The organism is Sulfolobus acidocaldarius DSM 639 (genome assembly GCF_000012285.1).
In the GTDB taxonomy this organism is placed as follows: domain Archaea; phylum Thermoproteota; class Thermoprotei_A; order Sulfolobales; family Sulfolobaceae; genus Sulfolobus; species Sulfolobus acidocaldarius.
The window spans coordinates 1393715-1416647 of sequence record NC_007181.1 but is presented as its reverse complement, the minus strand read 5'-3'; the positions used below and the strand labels follow the sequence as shown (position 1 = coordinate 1416647).

The window sequence follows — 22933 nt, the reverse complement described above, 5'->3', positions numbered from 1 at the left end:
TGTTATTTATGAGGAGTATATAATAAGCGAGACTTCAATTTATATGGAGAAGGTGCTTTTGTATGAAACGATTCGAAAACCTAAAGGAACTTTTGGCAGAGTATAAGAAATTATGGTCTCTACAATACGCTGAGTCCCTAATGGGATGGGATATTGAGACTTATATGCCGGAAGATGATGCCATGACTAGAGGCGAAGTCATATCAACTTTTAGTGAGATTAAAAGGGAAATATATCAAAAATTAGGTAAAATAATAGAAAGATATGAAGGAAAGGAGGGGCTTAACGACGAGGAAAGAGGAATATTAAGAGTTCTTGGAAGAGATTACAAGTATTATTCAAAGATACCGTTGGAAATAATTCAACAAATTGAAAGAGTTAGAAGTGAAGCTACAGTAGTGTGGAGACAGGCTAAAGCTAAGTCAGACTACTCAATGTTTAAACCTTACCTCGAGAAAATAAAAGATCTACAAATTAAGATAGCTGAATATTGGGGGTATGAAGACCACCCTTACAATGCACTATTGGATTTAAATGAAGAGGGATTTTCAATAAGGGACGGAGACAGAATCTTCTCCAGGCTACTGCCTGAGTTAAGCGATATTATGAAGAAAGTAAGCGAAAAAGGTTACTTCCCTAAATCGCATGAACTTGAAGAAGTCTCATACGATATAGGTAGGATGAAAGTCGTTAATGAAGAGGTAATAAAAATACTAGAAATGCCCAAGGGAAAGTTTAGATTAGATATTTCAGCTCACCCATTTACAGTCAGAATATCTGCTGATGACGTTAGAATAACTACCAGATATGAGGGCAAGGATTTTAGATCCACTTTATTCTCAGTGGTTCATGAATGTGGACATGCAATCTATGAGCTAGGTATAGATAGAGAACTTGAGGGGACGCCTATAGGAGGAGGAGTGTCAATGGGTATTCATGAGGCTCAATCCAGGTTTTGGGAAAATATAATAGGGAGGAGCAGGGAGTTCGTAAGCCTAATTTATCCAAAACTTAAGCAGAACCTTGATTTCTTATCTAAATATAACGAGGACGACATATACAGATACTTTAACATCGTCAGACCAAGCTTCATTAGAGTTGACGCTGATGAGGTTACATATAATTTCCATATTGCAGTCAGATATGAGATAGAAAAGAGGTTGATCGGCGGAGAAATAAAAGTTGATGAAATACCGTCCTTATGGAGTGAATTGATGGAAAAGTATCTCGGAATAACACCGAAGAATGACGCGGAAGGAGCACTACAAGACATTCATTGGACCGGTGGGTTTGGTTATTTCCCAGCCTACACATTAGGAAACGTAGTCTCGGGAATTGTATACTCAAAGACTCCAAACCTATATAATCTACTTAGAGAAGGAAAAATTGGGGAAATTAAAACTATTATGACGGAAAAAATCTATAAATATGGTGCCACCTATTCACCTAAAGATTTACTTAGAAAGACATTTGGAGAAGAGTATAACCCAGAAGGGTTAATACTATATTTGAGGCATAAATACTTGAAAAGCTAGCAAAATTTTTATCTCTAAATTTCTTTTTAGTATTTTAATGAATTATGGAAAAATAGCAGGTCTAATTGCGGCTGTTATTTTCATTATTACCATGTTTTTTCAGATACAAGGGTCGATAAATAATGGAGTAGCTCAGATTCAAGAATATCGAAGTATGTTGAGTTCATCCTCTTTGAGTTACAGCGTAAAAATTATCAGTTATAATGAACTCAATCTAACAGTTCATAACCCCTTCAATTTAACTATGATAATACAGAATGTTACAGGACAATATATGAAATTTGAACATGAGGTTGCAATAATGCCCAATACTAATAGAACATTTACCATATACATAACAAATTCTGAGGGATTCCTACATAACGTTGAAAATCAGAACGAGAACGTTACTATTTATATGAGACTAGCAAACACCACCTTCACTTCCACGGTGAAAATATGATGTTCAAGGGATTTAAGACTCTCATTATGTTCTACATCTCTTCACTTATAGTTGCACTTATTCCCACATCTTGGTGGTATTATAGTGCTGGGGGAATTGCAAATATCTATGATTCACCATTCCTTTTAAGAGTCGAGTTCTTAGGTTCTTACGTGATAATTGCAAATATAGTAAATATTTTACTTACTGCATTTAGAATTTATGTCATAGTTAACATAGTATATGCCCTGATATACATTTTTAGAAAGAAGCAGGAGTACAAATACACAACAATGGCGTGGCTACCCGTACTTTATATAATTGATCCAATACTCACATATTTAGTCTTAAAGTTTGCACTGCCCAACTATGCTAATTATCCTTTCGTTATTTTTGGTCAAGAAACATTTACTATACATCAAGGTAACACAACTGCATCACTACTAATTGTGTCAGAACCTACAATCGCATTTTGGATATCTTTTATCCCTACAATAGTCTATGTAGCATACTTCTTTGTCAAAAGGCTTTAGAGTAAGTTTGAGACTCGATCCTCTCTAATTCCCTCAGAGCACCTTCATTTCTGATGTCATAGCTAGTTGTAACCATTATTTCTGCTTCTCTGTCTATATCTCTCACGTTCTTGAAGTAATTCTCAGCTGTCCTAATGTTTTCAGTAATACAGATTACTATTCCCCTCCCATTATCTTTGAAAGAAGTAAAGCTACATGTCTTTAGAAAATCTAGGCTATCTATGTGACTGGAAAATATGGCAAACATTATTAAGTCTGCCTTTGATAGGTCAACTATTGGATATATTCTTATCATATTTTTGTTTGTCAGTACATTTATTCTCCTGTTGACTGACTTACTAGGTAAGTTAAGGTCTTTTGCTATTTCACTTATTTCAATTCTTGGATTCTTTATAACAGATTTGACAATCTTTATGTCTATACCTGAAGGAATAATTGGGTTCTGTGGTGGAATGTAAGACATTTGGGGCTCTCCTAGATCTTTGCTCATTACAGATATCTTATCCTCAATATCCTCAGTTGAATCTCCTACTAACCTGTAAACATTAAGATCTTCGAGACAATTTACTTTAAGATCGATGAACTGAAAATCTAAATCCTTGTAATTCTTGAACGATACAAAACCATAATATTTTCCGTAAAGATTAGGATTTACCTGCACTTTAAAGCTTTTTATTATTCCATCTTCTATTAATTTGTTGAATCTATAATTAAGAGAGGTAGCAGATAATTTCACTTCTTCAGCGATCTTTCTTTGCGAAATTCTACCATCTCTAAATAAGTAAATCAGTATCTTCTTATCTATTGAATCCATCATTATATTATTCATCCTATGATATTTATATTTTTTATTACAAATTTTTGATACACTGCTTAAAAGAGAATTTCTCTACTATTTACGTCTATCAAAGAAAAGTATTACAGGTTATTAGTATTTATACTCTCTCCTTTTACTTAACCTATAGTCCGCAGTACCCTTTGTAACTATCTCTATAAGCAACGCCTTCTTGCCTCTACCTCTTAATATCCTACCGAGCCTCTGGATAAATTGCCTTTTTGTGCCATATCCGCCCATAATTATCGCAATTTCAGCATCTGGAATGTCAACCCCCTCATCAAAGACAGTGGATGCCACGATCACCCTATAGTTGCCCTCCTTAAATTTACTCAATATTTCAAATCTTTCGTCCTTGGAAGTCTTATATGTCACTACAGGAATGAGAAATTCCTTGCTAATATCATAAGCTAATTCCGTATCTCGTGTAAAAACTATAATTTTCCTATCGTGGAATTCCCTTAAGAGCTCTCTCAATTTCTCTATTTTAGCTCGGCTGTTTACAGCTAATCTTAAGGACTCATGCCAAGCCAATAAAGCCTCTCTAGCCTTCTTATCCTTGCTTGCTAACCTGATTAATTTATAAAAGTCATTTAAACTGTTCAATCTCATCCCTCTGCTACTCAAAAATTCTTTTAATTTTCCTCTTAACTCCTTATACCTTTCTTTCTCCTCACTGGTCATCTCTACATATTCTTTTATGATCTCAAAATCCGCTATATACTTACCTGAAAGCTCCTTTAAGGACTTCTTGTAAACTATTGGTCCTACTAATTCTGGATACAAAACTTCCTTACCGTCCCCCCTTTCTGGAGTTGCAGTCAAACCCAGCCTGTATGGTGAAGCAAACATCTTAGCCATTAGTGAATACCCTTCTGAAGGTAAGTGATGAACTTCGTCAAAGATTATTAGAAGGAACTTGTTACCGAGTTCCTCTGCCCTGGTGTATGCTGAATCATAGGTTATTACTGTAATTCCCTTTAAGTCATCTTTTCCTCCACCTATAGATCCTACCTCAGTATCTAGATGCCTCTCTATAATACTAACCCATTGGTTCATTAAGTCTATTGTTGGAACTACGACTAGAGTAGACACCTTCAAAAGCGCAATAGCTTTTACTCCTACCATAGTTTTACCTGCACCCGTGGGGAAGATCACTATTCCCCTTTTTCCGTTCTTAAGCCAAGACTTGACTGCTTCCATCTGATAGTCTCTGAGCTCTAACGACTTCTCCCTTATCAACGGGAATGGTAACGGATCAAGTACGTTTTCAACAACTTCTATACCCTCAGTTAGAAAATATTTCTTTACATCTCTATATTTATAAGCGAAATTTATATAGCCCTGTAACTTCTCATCCCATTTTAAGCCTGGGGCATAAGCATCGGATATTAGTAAACCTTTGTAATACCTCAGATAAACCAAGACAATTTATTAATATTGTAGCAAAGAATAAATGTGTTACCGTGGGAATTAGCGAGATTTAAAATTCAAGGAAGCAGAATTATTCCTTTATTCATTGATAACTCTGAAATAGCACAAGAGGTATTAGATTTATTCCAAAAGGGAGAAAGGTTAGGAAATGTAATTGAACAGGCTAAATATCTGGAAAAAATATACGATTATAAGCTAGTAAGGGGGCTTATAAGACTCATAATTAGAGTTACAAGTCTAGAGGAAGACTCGCCGATTGACCCTTCAATATTGAGGAGAGAATTATTCAGTAGAGGACCAGTCTTTGATAAGAAGGTAAAGGAAGACGTAATTGAGGAGATTAAGAAAAAGTATAACATAGAACCAATTAGATACATGTTTTCAGACCTTGATGAGGAGAAGAGGATAATAGAGAAACCAAATATCTCAGCAGATGAGCTAATAAAATGGTACAACCTCTCCTTATTACAAACTCTTCTATTCAAGGGATACAGATTATCAATTAGAGTATCTTCAAATTGGAAGGAAATCATATGGAGAGCAAAACTACTAGGTCTAATGTATTATGCATACAAGGAACCATTGGAACTGGAATTTATTGGACCTGCAACTTTAGTTAAAATGAATGAAAAGTACGGCAGGAACTTTGCTGTTCTACTACCATATGTGGTCTCTTCACCAGATTGGAGTATAAGAGCTGAAATAGTGTTAGGTAAATTAAAGAAGAGGATATATAAGCTAGAAGCCAGTAATCTGAAGAATCTCCGCGAGATTAAAATAGATGAGAAGAAATTCGATAGTAGTATTGAAGAAAAATTTTACAACGACTTCACTAGTATACTTAAGGACTGGAAAATAACTAGAGAACCTGAACCATTGGTGGTGAAGGATAAGATTTTCTTACCTGATTTCGTGGCTGAGAAGGGAAAGTTAAAGGTCTACATAGAGATAGTAGGATTTTGGACTAAGAAGTATCTTCAAAATAAACTGGAGAAAGTCAGTGACGTCGAGAATCCTTTACTTTTACTGGTAAATGAGGAGCTCTCAATTGATGGTAAAATTGATCTTCCCAATATTATTCTATACAAGAAAAAAATAGATGTAATGAAAGTGTACAAATGGTTAAGAGATTATGAGAGACAATTTCTACAAAGCTTGCCGAATAACATAGACTATACCATAGAGGGTGACGTAGTAAGTGTAAGTGAGATAGCCAATAGGCTCTCCCTTCCGCTGGAGCATTTGAGGAAGAATCTGAAAAACTTCCCAGGTTATATCCTCTTAAAAAATTACTACGTAAAAGAGGATTTAATAAACAAGATAAAGAGCTATCAACTAGAGGGAAGGAAGTTATCAGACCTAAAAAAGGAATATGGGGATTACATTGTTGACGTAATAGATTACTTAGGTTATAAGTTAATGTGGAGGGGTTTAACTGACGCTGTCGTAGTAAAGAAATAAAAATTCATGTCCACTTTGTGGTTCCCACTACCACACTTGCACAGGCGTCCTTAATTCCCCTTTTACATGCCTCATTCATCAGATCGTTAGCCTCCCTTGTACTACCTATTTTCTTCAAAGCATTTGCTATCTTTATGACGATCTCAGGTTTAGGTTGCTCATTCAATTTGAATAGGTTTTTAGAGATATCTTCCAGTTGCTCTTTCTTACCTTGAGCAGTTAAATAGTCTAGTGCCATATCAAAGTATTTGCTGTTTATGTTTAACTTAATACCGCAATTTATGATAGTCCTGAGATTTTGGCATTTGGAGAGATCAAAATTTGACCCTATGTCCTCCAAAACTACAAACAGAGTATCGCAACTAATTGTGTCAACTATGTTGCATATAAACCAATTATATTCATCTCTGGGAGAGGACTTCGCTAGCTCCTTTATGATCTTATCACCTTCTTCTATAATCCCATCAGATAAAAGTTTCTTAGCATCCATTAATTTCTTTAGGGTATCAGCCTTAATGGTTGTCATAATATACTATAATTTTGGCACACTTAAATTTCTTCCATTTAAAAGACGTGACAAATAGCCATAAGATTTTACCCTATCAAGAACGAGATCAGCGGTAAATTTTCCCATAGATGGACCAAAACTCCAACCTAACCTACAGGCTCCGGTGGAAATAACAAACTGTCCCACTCTACCTATTATTGGAAAACCATCTGGGGAACATGGTCTGTATCCCATAGATAGGTCGTAGACTTTATCAATTTTAGCTAAACAACCCCCAGCATCCAAGAATATTTTAGCTCTCTCCACATCAGCACTAAAGTCTGCATCGAACCCTCCAGTAATCTTTATGTGATCTGAATTCTTAACCACCGCTACACCGAGCTCTGATATAACACTGGGATACTTCACTAACATCTCTCCTGAAACCCTATAACCATAACCTTTGAAAGATGTTATAGGCATACCCAGTTTACTTAACCAGACACCAGCAGAAAGTACTACAGTATCATAGCCCTTTGAAATTTCGTCTAGGTTAACTATCTCTCTAATTTCGATCTTAACTCCTTTAAGTTCCCTTTTCATCCTCTCCATAAACTTGTAAGTGTTCAACTTGGATAACTCAGGAAAATATATAGCACCAGAAAATCCCTTGACGTCTATAACCTCAAATTTCGGATTAAACGGATTACGCTTTTCCTCTTCTACGCCATGCTCTAGATTTAACCTATCTTGATAAATTTCCAATAAACCGTTCTCCTCATAATCAAAGTCATTTACCTCCTCTGCCATTCTCTTGTACTCCTTGAGAGAAAATGTAGCCATACGCCTAATTATGTCCCATGCCTCCTGTGGTGGCTCTTTATTTAAAATGGATAAAAGTGATTTAATCCACTCTGGGTTTAACTGTTTTACGATAGTGACTTTCTTACCCACATAAGATAACATCTTTTTTATCATTCCTGTTGTGTTAATCTTATCAAACCTGTAGGGCTCGATTAATCCCGCAGCGTGTACTGACCCACTACCGAGGCTCGATTTTTCATAAATTGTAACATCTACTCCCTCTCTACTTAAGTAATAGGCTATGAACGAGCCTACTATACCCCCACCGATTATGGCAACCTTCAACTTTTCAACCTTAATAAAATTCTTAAAGCTCTTTTTTTAATCCTACTTTCTATTTTTGTTAAATCTTCAAGATATATCTGATTAGATTTAAGCGTATTCGCGTCAATAAAACCCAGGTTTAATAACTGTAATGCTACCTCCCAAGCATATATCCTTACACTTGGTTTGTTATGTCTTAAAAACTCTACATATCTACCAACATCTCTTCTGTCAAAAATTCTAGCTTTAACTAAGTCAACAAATAATCTCCATGCTTTTTTCCTAATGGTCGACCATCTACTCCTCAATAATCTCCAAAAAGAGTACTTATCCTCAATCACTTTTTTCCTAGTTATAATTCCCATATCCATTAACTCGAAAATATGTGACCAAGCAGTCCACTTTATTCTATCTGAGTTCGCTCTTAGCCCTCTCTCAATACCTTCAACTGATAGTTCCTTGTAAATATCTAGGTGAGACCACGCGTCTTCCCTAACTCCCTGAATTCTATTCCACAATAGAGACCTAAGGTAATTCTTTTTGCCTTCAAGAACTTTGACATTTCCTGTATCTACGAGGGACTTTATTTTGTCCCAAGCTATTTTTCTCTTCTCTCTATCCTTACTTTTAAGATCTGACAGGATTTCGTCCTTATGTCTTATAATTTCATTAATTTCCTTGTACTCCAATCTATCCACCAGAAGCTGCCAAGAATACTCTCAGCTTGTCACCATCTTTCAACTCTTCATCTTCAATTATCGGTAATGAGTTCTTAACAACAACACTACCCTGGACTCTGTAACCTATTTTTTTCAACAAATCTCTTACCCTTGCCCTTTCTGGCAATTCGACCTCAATAATCTTATTTTCTCTAACCAGCTCAACTGTTACCTTCACAAATAACTAATTTATAATCATAACTCAAAAGTTTAACAGTGGACGAGAAAGAACTTACTAGAGAGGCTTATAACTATATTGTACATAGGAGAAAACCGCTGAAGTTTGTACAATTAATAGAGGGAAGAGTGATAGCTGATATAGGTTGTGGTTCAGGGCAAAACTGTATGATTTTGAAGGCAAAGGTAAGACTCTGTATAGATTTCTCCCGTAAACAGCTTTATGAAGCTAGAAAAAAGGGGTGTGAACACCTTTTGGAAGCAGACATGGAGTACCTACCCTTAAGAGACAGTTGCCTAGACGGAGCAGTATTTATAGCATCGATACATCATTTAGAAACTCCCGATAATTCCTTAAAAGAGGCTTATCGTGTCCTGAAGAAACACGGCAACATACTTCTCACTGTGTGGCTAGTTCAACCGAGGTTTCTTTTTAGAAGAAGAGTCACTATAAGATCTGTTATTAATGGAAAAGAGGTCTACAGATTCTATAGATTGTACTTGCCAGGTGAGATAAAGAAAGTAGTAGAGAAGGAGGGTTTTAGGACCTTAAAATATATTAATTTCAGACAAAATTCTATAATTCCTAATAACGGGCTATATATAGGGGTTAAGGACTAATAATTAAAAATCATTTAAAAAATGGAATTTTTTCTCTAAAAGTATATTAGCTTGAATTGCTCAAAAATCTTTGGGATGGATTTCATCGAACTATTTTTAATAGAGTATGTAACGCTTTTCCTTCTCTCTTTCCTCGTACTCACAATTTCTTACGGGGTTATTTCAAAGAGACTTGACCTCAAGAAATCCCTTATAGCATCCTTGTTCAGCTTACTATTTATGTCACTGTTTTCTACGTTAGATTATATTTTCCTTCTTGTAATTCCACTATTAGTCTTAGTCTATAGGGGAGCATTCTCGATTACCTGGATGAGATCTCTGATTTTAACCATCGTATACTTATCGTTTTATGCAATTTTCATGAATTACATTTTCTTCCACATAGCTAGATTAGGATAACTTGAGCGAAAGTCTAATATCTTACGAGAGTTTACTAAACCACTATGAATGATAAAGAAATAGAAGATGTGATGAAAGAGTTAGGATTAAATGTTAGTAGACCACCACAGGCACAAGAGAAGTTTCACATTGTAACCACTCCGCCCCAAGGTTTCCCGGTAGTTGACATAATACGTCTTACAGATAAATCTAGGTTCTATCTGATAACTATGGGCGTCGCAATCCATCCTGTTCACAAGAAAGCTATTGGAGGCTTGAAATTAGAGGAAAGAAAAGAATTCCTTAACAACCTAGCAGAGGATCTTCTTAAGATGGGTGTAGATTTTGCCTTTCTACCACCAGGCACAGATGTACCAGACGCAATACAGATCATAAGAATTATATTTGCAGATGGCATGACACCAAATGAGCTATTAAGTGCTTATTACGTTGTCAGGAATGCAGGTATGCTGGTGATAAACAGAATTAATAATAAATTTGGTGTAGCGGATGAAGGAAAACAAGGGATAACGAGGTATGTATAGGAGAAAAACCAAGATAATAGCTACAATGGGACCTAACAGTGAGAAGATTATAGATGAACTCGCTAAAGCAGTTGATATAATTAGAATCAATCTAGCCCATGGAGATGAGGAACAGCATAGAAGATACTTTGATATGGTAAGGGATAAAGTACCTATTCTTGCCGACCTACCTGGACCTAAACTGAGAATTGGTGACTTAAAAAATCCTATAGATCTGAAGCCTGGAGATAAAGTCACATTCGGTCAAGATATACCAGTAGACAATGAAATTTTCTTTAAACTAATAAAGAAGGATTCTAACGTCTTAATAGCTGATGGTCGTATAAAGCTGAAAATTGAGGAAGTCGGAGAGGGAAAAGCAGTTGCCACTGTTATTGAGGGGGGTACAATCACATCACGAAAGGGAATCAATTTACCTGATGCTGATACACCTGTAGGTTTAACAAAAAGGGATTATGAGTTATTAAAGCTCGCAATAGATTTAGGGGCAACATTCATAGGTCTCTCCTTTGTAATAAACGCAGATGACGTCAAGAAAGTAAGAGAGATTGTAGGAAATAGGGTTTGGCTTATATCAAAGATAGAGAAGAAAAAAGCCTTGTCCAATTTGAAGGAGATATGCAAGGCATCTGATGGAGTGATGGTAGCCCGTGGGGATTTAGGGGTTGAAGTAGGATTACCTAGTTTACCACAGATACAGAGGAGAATAGTGAAGATCGCTAGAAACTACGGTAAACCCGTTATCTTAGCAACTCAGGTACTAGAATCAATGGTAGAATCTCCGTTACCAACGAGAGCAGAAGTAACTGATGTAGCAAACTCAATATCTCAAGGAGTAGATGCGATAATGCTGAGCGATGAAACGGCTATAGGATTGTATCCACTCGACGTGGTTAAAACTCTTGATAGTTTAATTATCAGTGTTGAAAAGACGTTTAAACCGAAAAGAATCCACATATACAAGAACGTAGACGAGGCTATAGCTTACTCTGCTGTAGTATCCTCTATATTATCAAACTCGCCCGCAATATTTGTGTACACAAGGAGTGGCTCCACTGCACTAAGGATCTCTAGGCTAAGACCGACATGTCCAATAATAACCTTAACCTTCGACAAGAGCGTCGCAAAAAGATTGTCAATGTGTTACGGCATTTATCCAGTACTAACGGATAAATTGGAGACATTAGACGATATTACAAGAAAGGCAAAAGAGACTGCTTTAAACCTAGGATTAAATGGGAACATTGTAGTGGTAGGTGCAGCAAGACCAGACCAAAAGGGTACCACTAGATTTGTAAGAATTGAAGAAATAAATTGAAAAGCCAGAATTAGTTTTTAACAGAAAACCCATTTTTCTTAATCCCAATTTAACTTATCTGAGTAGTAAGTGTAGGAGCAAAGCAATTATTCAAATACATGATATTTGACCTATTCCTCCGTATAATAGGGCGAAACTCACGGAATACCCTAACCGTTAACCTGCTTATCTGAGGATGAAAAACATTTAATAAGCTCTAAATACAAACTAGTCTCAGTTTACCTGGATTTTTGAATGAAGTTAGAGAGCATAACTTTTTAATTCGGAACCGAACAAAAATAATTTATGAAAATTGGTACAATTATCTTTGTCCTAATGCTTGGAACTCTGATGGCAGCAGTAGACACCACTATAGTATTACTAGCTCTACCCACAATCACAACCGATCTACATACAGACCTCTACACGTCAATATGGGTTCTACTAGCTTACTTACTGGTATTAGCTATACTATCAACGCAGGCTGGTAGAATCGGAGACATAGTAGGAAGATCCAGAATTTATAACATGGGGTTCCTACTTTTCACTTTAGCCTCTGGATTATGTGGAATTTCACCTAATATAGAATTTCTCATAGGTTTCAGAATACTACAGGCAGCTGGAGGTGCGATGCTTGCGTCAAACAGTGGGGCAATAGTTGCAGATATCCTTCCACCTAACAGAAGGGGTGGTGCATATGGGTTGACCAGTTTAGGATGGAATGTAGGTGCACTTTTGGGAATAATTTTAGGAGGCGTGCTGACTACTTTTCTAGGATGGAGATACATATTTTACATTAATGTACCTATAGGAATAATTGCTGTAATCCTAGGCTTCAGAGAGATAAAAGACGTTAACAAGACAAAGAATAAGTTAGATATTGCAGGTTCACTTGTATTGGGTTTACTGTTATTTTTAATTTCCTTCGGTGCAGTGCTAATTGCAGGAGAGGGCGCATCGATATCAAGTATCTTAATGATCATAGTGGGCGTATTGCTCATTCCTGCATTTATACTTGTGGAAAGAAAGGTCAGTGCACCAATTGTGAATATGAGGGTCTTCCGAGAGAAGAAGCTTTCATATTCTGTATTCGCAAATTTCTTACAGGGTCTAGGCGCATTAGCGGTAAGTTTCCTCTTGATCATGTACTTACAAGGTGTTAGAGGATATAGTCCATTTTACTCATCAATAATACTGTCCCCAGGATATATTGTAGCTAGTATTTTAGCACCAATCATGGGCAGAGTTGCTGATAGAGGAAAACCTGGAATAATTGCTGGAATAGGGCTAATTTTCACATTTCTGTCCTTAATTGCCTACTACTTATTTTTAACACCTACAACGCCCATAGAGATAATCTTAATGATTACCTTCATAACTGGAGTCGGCTCAGGTATGTTTTGGCCGTCAAACCAAACTGCAATAATGTTTAACGCTCCTAGAGAATATTATGGTGCTGTTTCAGGTGTATCAAGAACCTTAGGAAATATCGGTACAATATTGAGTTATGTGCTCACAATTACAGTATCTACACTCAGTATACCTAGAAATGTTGCCTTCGAGATATTTCTGGGAACTAACGTGCTGAATGGAGGGGTAAGTTCAGTATTTGTCGATGGTCTCCACTTGGCGTTTTTAATATCTTCAGTTATAGTTGTAGTTGCCGCAATCCTTTCAATTTTAGGAGAAGGTAAGACATCTCGTAGGGTAGTGGAATAAGATATTTTAGTTTCTGATATCTATTTCTATCTTATGAGTAGTAACCCATCAAAGAACTATAAAGATGAACTCTTCGATAGAGAAGTTTACAGAGAATTAGCAAAGGATGAGAAGGACAATTACGCTAGGGAGTGCTTATTGAAACTGGCTGAGATGGAGGAAAAACATGCAGAAGTATGGAGGAAGATTGCGGATAGGAAGGGACTAGGCTTAGAACAGTTAGGAAAAATTGATAGATTAAGAATAAAATTTTACAAAACTTTCAGGAAAATATTCGGTCTGCAGCTTACAATAAAACTACTTGAATCCAGGGAGAATGAGAGTATAAACAAATATTTGTCATTGGCTAGAACCGAGGAGTTCACGCAACAGGAGAGGCAAAAAATTAGGGAAATTGCCATAGATGAGGCTGTTCATGAGGAGCTATTAGGTAGACTTAAAGCCAAAGATGTTGGAGATTTCATCTACGGTATAAGTGATGGTTTAGTTGAGGTTCTAGCAGCAACCTCTGGTATTGCAGGTGCTATAGGAAACCCACTTTTTGTGGCTGTCTCTGGATTAATCGTGGGAGCTTCTGGTACATTATCAATGAGCATTGGTGCTTATCTCTCAACCAAGTCAAGCAAAGAGATTAACCAGATAAAGAGGAAAAGGATAGAGGAGGCTAAAGCAATAGACAAGAATGAAGTTATGGACAGACTGTCAGAGGTGTTAGTGGATATGGGTGTAAAAGAGGAGGTGGCAGAAAAGCTATCTCCTAGACTGGTCGATGTCGCAGAGGATATCATATCTCCCGAAACTGACGAAAGCCCTAGAAAGAGTGCATTAATAACAGGGTTGTCTTATATTGTAGGTGCCATAATACCCGTTATAACATACCTTATTGGTTTAAGCGGACTAACAGGCTTAATATCCTCCTATTTAGTATCAGGATTAGCAATATTCACAGTGGGATCATTGATAGGCTTAATAAGTGAAGTGAATCCAGTCAAAAAAGGAGCAGAGATGTTAGTATTAGGTATAGGAGCTGCTATAGCTACACACTTGTTAGGAGTCCTAGCAGCTCATTTCTTGCCTCCAGGAATACTACCATCTTAAATAGTTTTTTCCTAAAAAATTAAATTGAAAGTAAATATTCCCTTATGACCTTATACGCGTTTATTACCTCCTTGAAACTCACAAACTCGTTGTAAGTATGTGCGACACCTAACTCTCCGGGTCCGTAAACTATTGCGGGAATTCCTTTGTTCCTAAAATAGCGTCCGTCTGTAGCGCCAGTTATGATATAATTCTTAGGTCTTATCCCTAAGGTCTTACTTATCGTTTCTTCAAGCTTTTTAACATAATGATTTTCAGGGTTAGTATAGTTGGGCTCGGAGAGGTCAATTGGTTCTACTTCACTCTCACTTACTAACTTCTTAACTAATGATAAAGCCTCTGAATTTTTTATACCAGGTGGTATCCTCATATCTACTTCAGCCTCAGCGTAATCAGGGACTACATTTACCTTAACGCCACCCTTAATTACCCCAGGATTGAAAGATATAGATACGTAATCCTTCTCCACTTCAGATGAAGCTCTAGCTGAAATTGCTTCCTTTAGTTCACTAGGTATAGGTATTTTCACATCCCTTATCTTCTCCAAATTCACTAGATCCCTAACAATTTTCATAATAGCGTTATCACCAAGAGAAGGAAGGCTACCGTGAGCAACCTTACCCTTAGACTTTAACTTAACCTGAAGAAGTCCTTTTTCACCTATATTTATCCATTCAGATCCTGAGGGCTCTGAAACTAATACTAAATTAGGCTTGTATTTCTCTGCAAGATGTTTAGCGCCATGAAAACCACCACTTTCCTCATCAGGGACTGCAGTAAACACCAGGTTATAATCTAACTTGTCCGCTAACTCAACGAAGACTTTCATTTGGACTGCTAAACCGCTCTTCATATCAGAAGAGCCTCTTCCGTAAATCTTGTCTTCAAGTATTAGAGCTGAGAAGGGATCATGAGACCAGCTTTTTAAATCTCCCGTAGGAACAACATCATAATGCCCATTCAGCATTATAGACTTATCGCTCTTCTTACCATTGTTAACAATAATGTTTGGCCATCCCTTATCAAATTCTACTACTTCAGCACTATAACCGTGGTTAGAGAAATACTCTCTTATAAAATTCGCACAGTCTCTTAAACCTTCTCCATGAGGTGGGTTTACACTAGGAATTTTGACTAGTCCAGAAACCAGTTTTAATAGGTCGTCCATATTAAAAATAAGGAACTCTATTTATTAAGAGTTCCGTTACTAGATCTAATCCTCTTCTGAAGTAGCAATACGGCTCTTGCTAATGCCTCAGGTCTTGTTGGGCAACCTGGCGCGTAAATATCCACAGGAATTCCTAAATCTGAGGGTAAAACAGTATTGTAAGAGTTCCAGAAAATACCACCCTCTAATGCACATGCACCCATAGCTATTACGAATTTGGGCTCTGGCATCTGATCATAGACAATCTTGGCAGCTCTACCCATCTTTCTAGTTAATGTACCTTCAATTACTAGTAAGTTAGTCTGTCTGGCTGAGGAAAATGGTAAAACACCATATCTTTCTGCGTCAAACCTTGCTGCTGCAAATGCGCCGAACTCTGTCCCACAGCAACTTGTTGTTAGATGAGGAGGCCATAACGAGAATGATGTACCCCAGTCTTTCAAACTTTTTATTGGTTTCCTATTTAGTAACCAATTAACAACTTTTTTTGATACTTCTTCAAGGTTTCCTGTTAATAATAATTCTTCTGTCATCTTAACATCATCAATAAGGTATATTCTAACAGTTACTAAAATACCTTTGCATTAAAGAGTTTTAACACTTTCATCATTTATCAGCGATCACCTCACTAATCACCTTTCATAGATTTCAGAGCAGAGCGTCGAAGCCATCAAACTAGCTCTCGTTGGTTCCTCATCACTAAAAATCTTATTTTCTCATGAACTATTATACTTTATCATGACTCTTGTGCTAAAAGTTGACCCACTGAACCCTGAGATACAGAAGATCAGGGAAGCTTCTGAAGTCATAAAAAGAGGTGGACTGGTGTCATTTCCCACAGAGACTGTTTATGGATTGGGAGCTAATGCATATGACGGTAATGCTTGTCTAAAGATCTTTCAAGCGAAAAACAGACCGCCTGACAATCCATTGATAGTTCATATAGCAGAGCTTGACCAACTCTTTGATGTAGCAGTAGATATAAATGAAAAAGTGTTGGAAATAGTTCAAGTTATTTGGCCTGGTCCATTGACATTAATTTTGAAAAAGAGTAGCAAAATACCAAAAGAAGTATCAGCAGGGCTAGACACAGTGGCAGTGCGAATGCCTGCTCATCCAATAGCTCTACAATTGATCAGAGAAAGTGGTGTTCCCATAGCTGCTCCTAGTGCTAATCTCGCCACAAGACCAAGTCCCACAAGGGCAGAAGATGTACTTAATGACCTTAATGGAAGAGTGGATATTATAATAGACGGTGGACATACATTCTTTGGCGTTGAGTCCACAATAGTTAATGTGACCTCGAATCCCCCTACACTTCTAAGACCAGGACCCTTTACTGTTGAAGAGCTGAGGAGTTTCTTTCCCGATATTCAGGTTCCTGAGTTTGCCAGGGGTTTGGGAGAAGCTGATATCGCCCTAGCCCCCGGAATGAAATACAGACATTATGCGCCTAGTAAGAAAATTATACTGATAGAAAATAGAAGTTTAATGAGAAAAGTAGTTGATTTATTATCAGCCAAATACAAAGTTACTGTGCTTATAACCAAAGAGTTAGTAAACGAATTCAAGGACAAGGACATGATCGTATTGGGAAGTGATGAGAACTTATATGAAGTTGCAAGGAATCTCTTCGAGTCGTTTAGACTACTTGAGAACAGGGATACTGAACTAGGTGTTATGGTAGGTTTTCCTGAAAGAGGTGTAGGACTAGCCATAATGAACAGGGCAAGGAAAGCCTCCGGATTCAACATCGTACAAAAGTTGGAGGATGTGTACAAGTATGTTAATATTTAAGTTCCCTAGTGTGACCTCGACACAAGATTTAGCTGAAGCAATATACTATATGATTAACGCAGAGGAGTTTGTGGTCACAGCAGAGGAGCAGACAAACGCTAGAGGAAGATATAGAAGAGAATGGTATTCCCCTAAAGGTGGTTTATGGATTACTTACGTAGTGAAGAATTACGATGTAGATAAGGTTCCCTTCTTGACTCTAAAAGTGTCATTAGGGATAAGAAACGCACTAGCCAAATATGTTAACGCAGGAATAAGGTGGCCTAATGACATCGTAGTGGGCAATAAGAAGATAGCTGGAGTACTAATAGAGGGAATAGCTGAGGGGAGCTCTGGAACTGTATTTATAGGTGCGGGTATTGATACAAATGTGACGAGATTTCCTGAGGACATAATAGCTACTTCAATATTGCTTGAAACAGGAAAGGAGGTAGATAATGACGAGCTATTGAACGAGATTATAAACTCTATTAAGAATATCATGAATCTTGACGACAGGACTACTATAGATAAAATTAATGAGGTGTTGCAAATCAAGGATAAAAAAATAAGGATAATGGGACAAGACTGGGAAAAAATTTGTAAAACCTTATTCGTAGACTATTACGGCAGATTGGTTACAGACTGCGGAATATTTGAAGTAGAAGAGGTAATGAGGGTAGAATCACTTGACAATTAACACCGGAATTCTTGATTCTTGAGCAATTTTTGTGGATACACTCCCTAAAAGGAGACGCTTGAAAGTAGATAGACCTCTACTTCCTGTCACAATCAGATTGGCACCACTTTTACTTGAGTACTCTACGATAGAAGATGCAGGATCTCCCTCCAGTACTATACCATCAACCTCTTTAATGCCTTGATTTGTGGCTTTACTCTTAGCGTTCTCCACATCACTCTTAGCCTTAGAGTAAACTTGTTGGATCAAGTCATTTGGTACAGGTGCAAGACCCATTCCAAGTAATGCTGAAGTATCCACCACTTGAACAACATCTAACTTAGCGTCATACTTCTTTGCTAGATCTATGGCAACGTCTAATGCCCTATTAGCGTTATCAGAACCATCATATGCTACAACTATTTTTTTAAACATACCCATCCACACATTATTATGATAGAGAAAAAATAAAAACTTTCATACTAGATTAACGCCGTTAAAAAACAAGGATTTAGTATGAACATTCCACACCATTTCCTTTTCACCTAGGGCTCCTACAATATTCTTCGCAAGATCCTTGATATTACCACTGATAGTTAGCTCTCTTAGAGCACTATCCTTATACCATGAGACTGAAGCTACTAATGAAAAATCTCCTGTATCGAAATTACTCGTATGGACTCCTTGAACTTCATCAACTACTATTGTCTCCTCATCTGCAGAGCTGGAGACTTGAATATCGATTACTGATGGCGAAATAGAAGGCAAAGTTGAATAACTCCTCCCTGCTGAATGCGTATTCTCTCTGTTAGCCTTCAATGACCAATACGTGTTAGATAGGAAATTCCTAACCTTTCCTCTCTCTATAAGCTGTACAATTTTTGAGGGTAGACCCTCGCCATCAAAAGATCTACTACCAGGAGCATGGGAGAGTGATGGGTTATCAATTAGTGTTAGAGACTCATTCAAAATCTCCTCGTCCTTCAAAATACTTTTGCCTCTAAATTTATTCTCTAAGGATAAAGAGTGCATAAGGAGGGGAATGAATAATGAGGACACAGCTTTAGGGGTTAATATGACACTATTGAATTTTAACCTCTCTTTGTTCATATTTTTATATAAATTTCTCTTCGTCACTATTTTATCCATAATACCCCTCTGGACGTCTAACTTCCCTATATCTCTACTGGAAATCCCCTCGTAAATTTCAGGAGATACGTAATCTCCAATTTTGAAATTATAAACTATTGACATGCCTACAAGACTCCTCTCCTCTTCTACATCCATACCCTCTGTGCTTATGATCTTAATTTTACTATTCACAGCCTCATAGTACTCATTGACCACATTCGCGTAATCCTTAGCTTCCTCAGTTTGCTTAGAAAACTCAAGTAATTTCTCCCTTACTTCTTCTATATCGAAGAACTTTAAGTTGATCTTATTTACAGGCTTTGAATATGGTAAGACGTTAAATTTATCTTCTTTAGATAACTTCATTGTTTCTATTGCCATCTCCAGTAAACTATCGTCTAATAAGTTTGAGTGAGCAAAACCTACTTTTCCATCCTTAATTACTCTAAGACCATAGCCTGTATCTCTTAGATTAAAAAAGTGAGCTTGTCTGTCTTTCTTATATTGTATTGAGGAGACTTCTACAGAGTATATTTCAGCGGTTACACCCATATCCTTCGCTCTACTAATCAATGAATACTCGTCCTTAACCAACTATACCACCCACCTTAACCTTTTCAACCTTCACATATGGACCTCCTGTACCTACAGGAACAGATTGACCGTCCTTACCGCAAAAACCTGGAAAAACATTAAACTCCTTAGATACACTTACCACACTTTTTAGTGTCTCTAAAGTGTATCCAGATATCCCTACAGTCTTCAAAGGTTTACTTATTTCCCCGTTTTCTATCAAATATGACTCCTGGATACCAAATTGGAAAGTTCCATCTGGACTAGTCTGTCCTCCACTTGGAGACACAAGTAAAATACCGTTTTTTGTCTCCCTTAATATCTCTTGATATGAAATATCTCCAGGAGCGAAATAAGTATTTCTCATTCTAATAAGGACAGGGCTCTTAAAGTCCTCCGACCTAGCATTACCTGTAGGCTTTTGACCTAAATATAATGAGTAAAACCTGTCTGTGAGAGATTCCTTTACCACGCCTTTATCGATAATCTTCACATCTCTGCCTTCTACCCCTTCATCGTCATACAAAGTCACTCCTATCCCTTCAGGATATTGAACCAATGGTGAATCCATTATTGTCACAGAGTCAGGGGCTATTTTCTTACCTCTTAAAGGAAATAATATACCGTTAGTTGAAAGGTCTGCCTCTGCCAAATGACCTATTGCCTCATGAGCGAAAACTCCTGAAACATCTGGAGATAATATAACAGTGTATAGACCTGCTTTAGGTGTCAAGCCAATAAATTGATTATTTATTCTCATTTTCACAGTATCTAATATCTCCTCCTCATTGAAAACTTCAAATGGATAACCTTGGTAGGAAAAATGACGATGATAGGCAGAAGATATAGTGTCTCCTTCCCTAGCTATTACGTTTATAGAAATTCCAGATAAGTAGTAAGATTGCTTTATTTCTCTACCTTCTGTACTATAGTACTCCTTCCTAATTTCCTCTTCTGCGTACCTTATGGTAACGCTCTTAATTCTTGAATCAAGATCAAATAACTTTTGCCTAAGTCTCTTAAGATCCTCCATTTTCTCATGGACAGATTTACTAACCTCATATCTGGGTTTCAGCATAATTTCATCATGCTTAGAAGGGAGAAGTATTATGTTTACATTCTCGTTACCTACTGCGCTATTTATGGCTTGCTTTACATTTTCCTCCTCAATTTCCTTCGAAGATGAAAAATATCCCCAATTATTTCTATACAACACTCTCAAGGAATAACCTCTTTCAGTTCCATAACTACTCACTTGCTCTCTATCTTCAGTAACAACTAACGATAATCCCTTAGATTTAAAGTAACGCAAATCCGCAAATGTTGCACCATATGATTCGGCTCTAGCTAAAACATCCATGAATAATTATTTGTAACACTTGGGTAAAAGTTAATCTTCCATATAATCTTTAAAAACTTAACACTCATAAGTCTACTATGCTTCTGATTGAGGATAGGGCTAAGGCTTTGGGAATCTTCGTAGCTTATACTGAGGTTGAAGACATTAAATTTGGGAGAAGTGCGGGGGAGTTAGAAACTGAGATAAAGATGGTAGAAGAAAAGTACAAAAACGAGAACCCAGAGAAGCTAAAGGAAAACACCATAATCAGAGCCTATAGAGACTTTTACTGGAAAATTGGAATAGATCCGACAAAAACTAGACCCAGCGGTGAAGCCTTAAGAAGGAGAATTAGCAGGAATGGTAGTATCCCAAGAATAAACAATATAGTGGACATTGGAAATTTGGTGAGTGCAGATACATTAGTTCCTATAGGAATTTATGATAAGGCTAGGTTTCAGTATCCAATATACCTTAAACTAAGTAGTGGGGGAGAACTATTTTATGCCATAGGCAGATCAGAGCCTGAAAAGATAGATCCAAACATACCAATATTAGTGGACAGTAAAGGAGTAGTTATGCATATCTATCCTCACCGAGACTCCACATTAACAAATGTAATTGAGACAACGAAAGATGTACTAATAGTCTCTGCAGGTGTAAAAGGAGTGAATGAGGACCTGGTGATTTTAGCTTCTAAAAGAACAGCTGAACTTTTAGTAAAATACGCAAATGGTAAGTGGAACGGTGATGTAAAATTAGCATAAAAATACTTCTCTTAGGTTACGGAAATGTCGGTAAAGCCTTTAGGAGTTTAATTCATGAGAAAAAGAGTAAGATAAGGGAATTAAAGGATATTGAGATAGCTGGAGTAGTGACAAGTAAAGGAATCATGTTAGGTGATAAACAGGATTTTACGGTGGACTATAAGGGCGATATATTCCTAGCTTACGAAAAATTAAATCCTGATGCTGTAATAGATACTTTACCAGCTAATTATAAGGATGGGTCTCCATCATTACAACTCTACATGAAGGTGCTTAAGGATGATAGAATTGTGATAACCGCAAACAAGGCACCGCTTGCATTAGCATTTAAGGACATAGTAGGAAAAGGAAGAGTCGGATTTCAGGCAACTGTAATGAGTGGAACACCTAGTATAAATCTGTTCAGAGTGTTACCGGGAAGTGAAGTCAAGAGAATTAGAGGTATTTTGAACGGAACAACGAATTACATACTGACCAAAATGTACAATGGTCTCAGTTTTACGGAAGCCCTCAAGGACGCTCAGACACTAGGTTATGCAGAGTCAGACCCAACAAATGATATAAGTGGATTTGATGCAGGTGCAAAACTCACCATATTAGCCAATTTAATGCTTAACTTAGACATAACCATAAGGGATGTGAAAATAGAGGGTATACAGAATTTAGATTCTGCAAAAAGAGATAATAAAAAAATCAAACTGATAGCCTATGCGGACGAAAAAACTGTCCAGGTAAGACCAGTCCCATTATTACCTGAGGATCCGCTATTCAGCGTGGATGGAGTTGAGAATGGATTAGAGATATCCACAGATATTCAGACCATAGTAATTAGAGGACCAGGGGCAGGACCAAAGAATGCAGCTTATGGATTATTATCAGATCTGATTTTAATGACGAGGGGATGGTATTAGATTTTAGACTAATGGTAAGAAAAATAAGCCTTCGACATTTTTCTCGCTGAAAACTTCTCACTATATTCTCTTTAATTACGCATAACCTCTGTAATAGTAAAAATTAGTGTAAGTCATAGAATATCTCTGATAACATACTCGACTTAATTCATACTCACAAAAGTCTATGAAGACTAGACTACTTGATAATTTATAGAATTA

General features: G+C 37.0%; 25 protein-coding genes. 14 read left to right on the top strand and 11 right to left on the bottom strand.

From position 1 onward, the window contains the following. The first annotated feature begins 62 nt into the window (after positions 1 to 62). Genes SACI_RS07925 through SACI_RS07915 form a run of 3 tightly spaced genes read left to right on the top strand, consistent with a single transcriptional unit; the run spans position 63 to position 2489 of the window. Complete coding sequence (locus SACI_RS07925) at positions 63 to 1535, top strand: carboxypeptidase M32 (RefSeq protein WP_011278473.1); 1473 nt, start codon at positions 63 to 65, stop codon at positions 1533 to 1535. A gap of 37 nt (positions 1536 to 1572) precedes the next feature. Beyond that, positions 1573 to 1977 (top strand): hypothetical protein, encoded by a 405-nt coding sequence (locus SACI_RS07920; protein ID WP_011278472.1) that lies wholly within the window; start codon positions 1573 to 1575, stop codon positions 1975 to 1977. Then, positions 1974 to 2489 (top strand): hypothetical protein, encoded by a 516-nt coding sequence (locus tag SACI_RS07915; RefSeq protein WP_011278471.1) that lies wholly within the window; start codon positions 1974 to 1976, stop codon positions 2487 to 2489. Before SACI_RS07920 ends, SACI_RS07915 begins: the two co-directional genes overlap by 4 nt. Here the strand turns inward: SACI_RS07915 and SACI_RS07910 are convergent. Together SACI_RS07910 and SACI_RS07905 are read right to left on the bottom strand one after the other, a co-directional pair. Beyond that, positions 2476 to 3303, bottom strand: a complete 828-nt coding sequence (locus SACI_RS07910; RefSeq protein WP_230949784.1) for a winged helix-turn-helix transcriptional regulator — start codon at positions 3301 to 3303, stop codon at positions 2476 to 2478. The two genes, SACI_RS07915 and SACI_RS07910, sit on opposite strands and share 14 nt — an antisense overlap. Before the next feature lie 114 nt (positions 3304 to 3417). Then, positions 3418 to 4749, bottom strand: a complete 1332-nt coding sequence (locus SACI_RS07905) for a DEAD/DEAH box helicase family protein (protein WP_011278469.1) — start codon at positions 4747 to 4749, stop codon at positions 3418 to 3420. A 33-nt stretch (positions 4750 to 4782) separates the two neighbouring features. Here SACI_RS07905 and SACI_RS07900 point away from each other — a divergent pair, with 33 nt between their 5' ends. Continuing rightward, positions 4783 to 6219 carry a DUF790 family protein gene (locus SACI_RS07900; RefSeq protein WP_011278468.1) on the top strand — a complete coding sequence of 479 codons (1437 nt, stop codon included), beginning with the start codon at positions 4783 to 4785 and terminating at the stop codon, positions 6217 to 6219. 4 nt (positions 6220 to 6223) lie between these two features. On the opposite strand, the gene SACI_RS07895 is transcribed toward SACI_RS07900, so the two are convergent. From SACI_RS07895 to SACI_RS07880, 4 genes are read right to left on the bottom strand one after another with little or no spacing between them, the layout of a single operon-like run. After that, positions 6224 to 6745, bottom strand: a complete 522-nt coding sequence (locus SACI_RS07895; RefSeq protein ID WP_011278467.1) for a DUF1955 domain-containing protein — start codon at positions 6743 to 6745, stop codon at positions 6224 to 6226. 6 nt (positions 6746 to 6751) lie between these two features. Further along, positions 6752 to 7855, bottom strand: coding sequence for an FAD-dependent oxidoreductase (locus SACI_RS07890; protein WP_011278466.1), 1104 nt, complete (start codon positions 7853 to 7855; stop codon positions 6752 to 6754). Beyond that, positions 7852 to 8532: a hypothetical protein gene (locus SACI_RS07885; protein WP_015385648.1), complete on the bottom strand. Its 681-nt coding sequence runs from the start codon at positions 8530 to 8532 to the stop codon at positions 7852 to 7854. Before SACI_RS07885 ends, SACI_RS07890 begins: the two co-directional genes overlap by 4 nt. Continuing rightward, positions 8525 to 8731, bottom strand: a complete 207-nt coding sequence (locus SACI_RS07880; protein ID WP_011278464.1) for a MoaD/ThiS family protein — start codon at positions 8729 to 8731, stop codon at positions 8525 to 8527. The genes SACI_RS07885 and SACI_RS07880 overlap by 8 nt, the downstream gene beginning before the upstream one ends. 38 nt (positions 8732 to 8769) lie before the next feature. On the opposite strand from SACI_RS07880, the gene SACI_RS07875 reads away from it, so the two are divergent. The 6 genes from SACI_RS07875 to SACI_RS07850 all read left to right on the top strand — a co-directional run bounded on the left by SACI_RS07875 (position 8770) and on the right by SACI_RS07850 (position 14388). Beyond that, complete coding sequence (locus SACI_RS07875) at positions 8770 to 9351, top strand: class I SAM-dependent methyltransferase (protein WP_011278463.1); 582 nt, start codon at positions 8770 to 8772, stop codon at positions 9349 to 9351. A gap of 75 nt (positions 9352 to 9426) precedes the next feature. Further along, positions 9427 to 9750: a hypothetical protein gene (locus tag SACI_RS07870; RefSeq protein WP_011278462.1), complete on the top strand. Its 324-nt coding sequence runs from the start codon at positions 9427 to 9429 to the stop codon at positions 9748 to 9750. 44 nt (positions 9751 to 9794) lie between these two features. Beyond that, entirely contained in the window at positions 9795 to 10274 is a 480-nt protein-coding gene (locus tag SACI_RS07865) for a DUF2299 domain-containing protein (protein WP_011278461.1), read from the top strand. Continuing rightward, a complete protein-coding gene (gene pyk, locus SACI_RS07860) occupies positions 10267 to 11592 on the top strand; it encodes a pyruvate kinase (protein ID WP_011278460.1) in 1326 nt (441 codons plus the stop codon). Before SACI_RS07865 ends, pyk begins: the two co-directional genes overlap by 8 nt. Positions 11593 to 11877: 285 nt before the next feature. After that, complete coding sequence (locus SACI_RS07855) at positions 11878 to 13290, top strand: MFS transporter (protein ID WP_011278459.1); 1413 nt, start codon at positions 11878 to 11880, stop codon at positions 13288 to 13290. A gap of 33 nt (positions 13291 to 13323) precedes the next feature. Continuing rightward, a complete protein-coding gene (locus SACI_RS07850) occupies positions 13324 to 14388 on the top strand; it encodes a VIT1/CCC1 transporter family protein (protein ID WP_011278458.1) in 1065 nt (354 codons plus the stop codon). Positions 14389 to 14407: 19 nt separating this feature from the next. Here SACI_RS07850 and SACI_RS07845 read toward each other — a convergent pair whose 3' ends face one another. Then, positions 14408 to 15556 carry a M20 family metallopeptidase gene (locus SACI_RS07845; protein ID WP_011278457.1) on the bottom strand — a complete coding sequence of 383 codons (1149 nt, stop codon included), beginning with the start codon at positions 15554 to 15556 and terminating at the stop codon, positions 14408 to 14410. A gap of 17 nt (positions 15557 to 15573) precedes the next feature. After that, complete coding sequence (locus SACI_RS07840; protein WP_011278456.1) at positions 15574 to 16089, bottom strand: NADH-quinone oxidoreductase subunit B; 516 nt, start codon at positions 16087 to 16089, stop codon at positions 15574 to 15576. 205 nt (positions 16090 to 16294) lie between these two features. Here SACI_RS07840 and SACI_RS07835 point away from each other — a divergent pair, with 205 nt between their 5' ends. Continuing rightward, positions 16295 to 17353, top strand: coding sequence for an L-threonylcarbamoyladenylate synthase (locus tag SACI_RS07835; RefSeq protein WP_011278455.1), 1059 nt, complete (start codon positions 16295 to 16297; stop codon positions 17351 to 17353). Further along, on the top strand, positions 17340 to 18032 hold the full coding sequence (locus SACI_RS07830) for a biotin--[acetyl-CoA-carboxylase] ligase (RefSeq protein ID WP_011278454.1): 693 nt from the start codon (positions 17340 to 17342) through the stop codon (positions 18030 to 18032). The genes SACI_RS07835 and SACI_RS07830 overlap by 14 nt, the downstream gene beginning before the upstream one ends. Here SACI_RS07830 and SACI_RS07825 read toward each other — a convergent pair. Genes SACI_RS07825 through tldD form a run of 3 tightly spaced genes read right to left on the bottom strand, consistent with a single transcriptional unit; the run spans position 18018 to position 21075 of the window. Beyond that, a complete protein-coding gene (locus SACI_RS07825; protein ID WP_015385647.1) occupies positions 18018 to 18452 on the bottom strand; it encodes a universal stress protein in 435 nt (144 codons plus the stop codon). The genes SACI_RS07830 and SACI_RS07825 overlap by 15 nt on opposite strands. Positions 18453 to 18488: 36 nt before the next feature. Further along, positions 18489 to 19736 carry a TldD/PmbA family protein gene (locus SACI_RS07820; protein WP_011278452.1) on the bottom strand — a complete coding sequence of 416 codons (1248 nt, stop codon included), beginning with the start codon at positions 19734 to 19736 and terminating at the stop codon, positions 18489 to 18491. Further along, the gene (gene tldD / locus SACI_RS07815) at positions 19729 to 21075 is read right to left on the bottom strand and encodes a zinc metalloprotease TldD (RefSeq protein WP_011278451.1); all 1347 of its coding nucleotides are present in this window, start codon (positions 21073 to 21075) and stop codon (positions 19729 to 19731) included. Before tldD ends, SACI_RS07820 begins: the two co-directional genes overlap by 8 nt. Before the next feature lie 77 nt (positions 21076 to 21152). On the opposite strand from tldD, the gene SACI_RS07810 reads away from it, so the two are divergent. Together SACI_RS07810 and SACI_RS07805 are read left to right on the top strand one after the other, a co-directional pair. Continuing rightward, entirely contained in the window at positions 21153 to 21821 is a 669-nt protein-coding gene (locus tag SACI_RS07810) for a B3/B4 domain-containing protein (RefSeq protein WP_011278450.1), read from the top strand. Continuing rightward, the gene (locus SACI_RS07805) at positions 21818 to 22732 is read left to right on the top strand and encodes a homoserine dehydrogenase (protein ID WP_048054404.1); all 915 of its coding nucleotides are present in this window, start codon (positions 21818 to 21820) and stop codon (positions 22730 to 22732) included. Before SACI_RS07810 ends, SACI_RS07805 begins: the two co-directional genes overlap by 4 nt. The last annotated feature ends 201 nt before the right edge of the window (positions 22733 to 22933 follow it).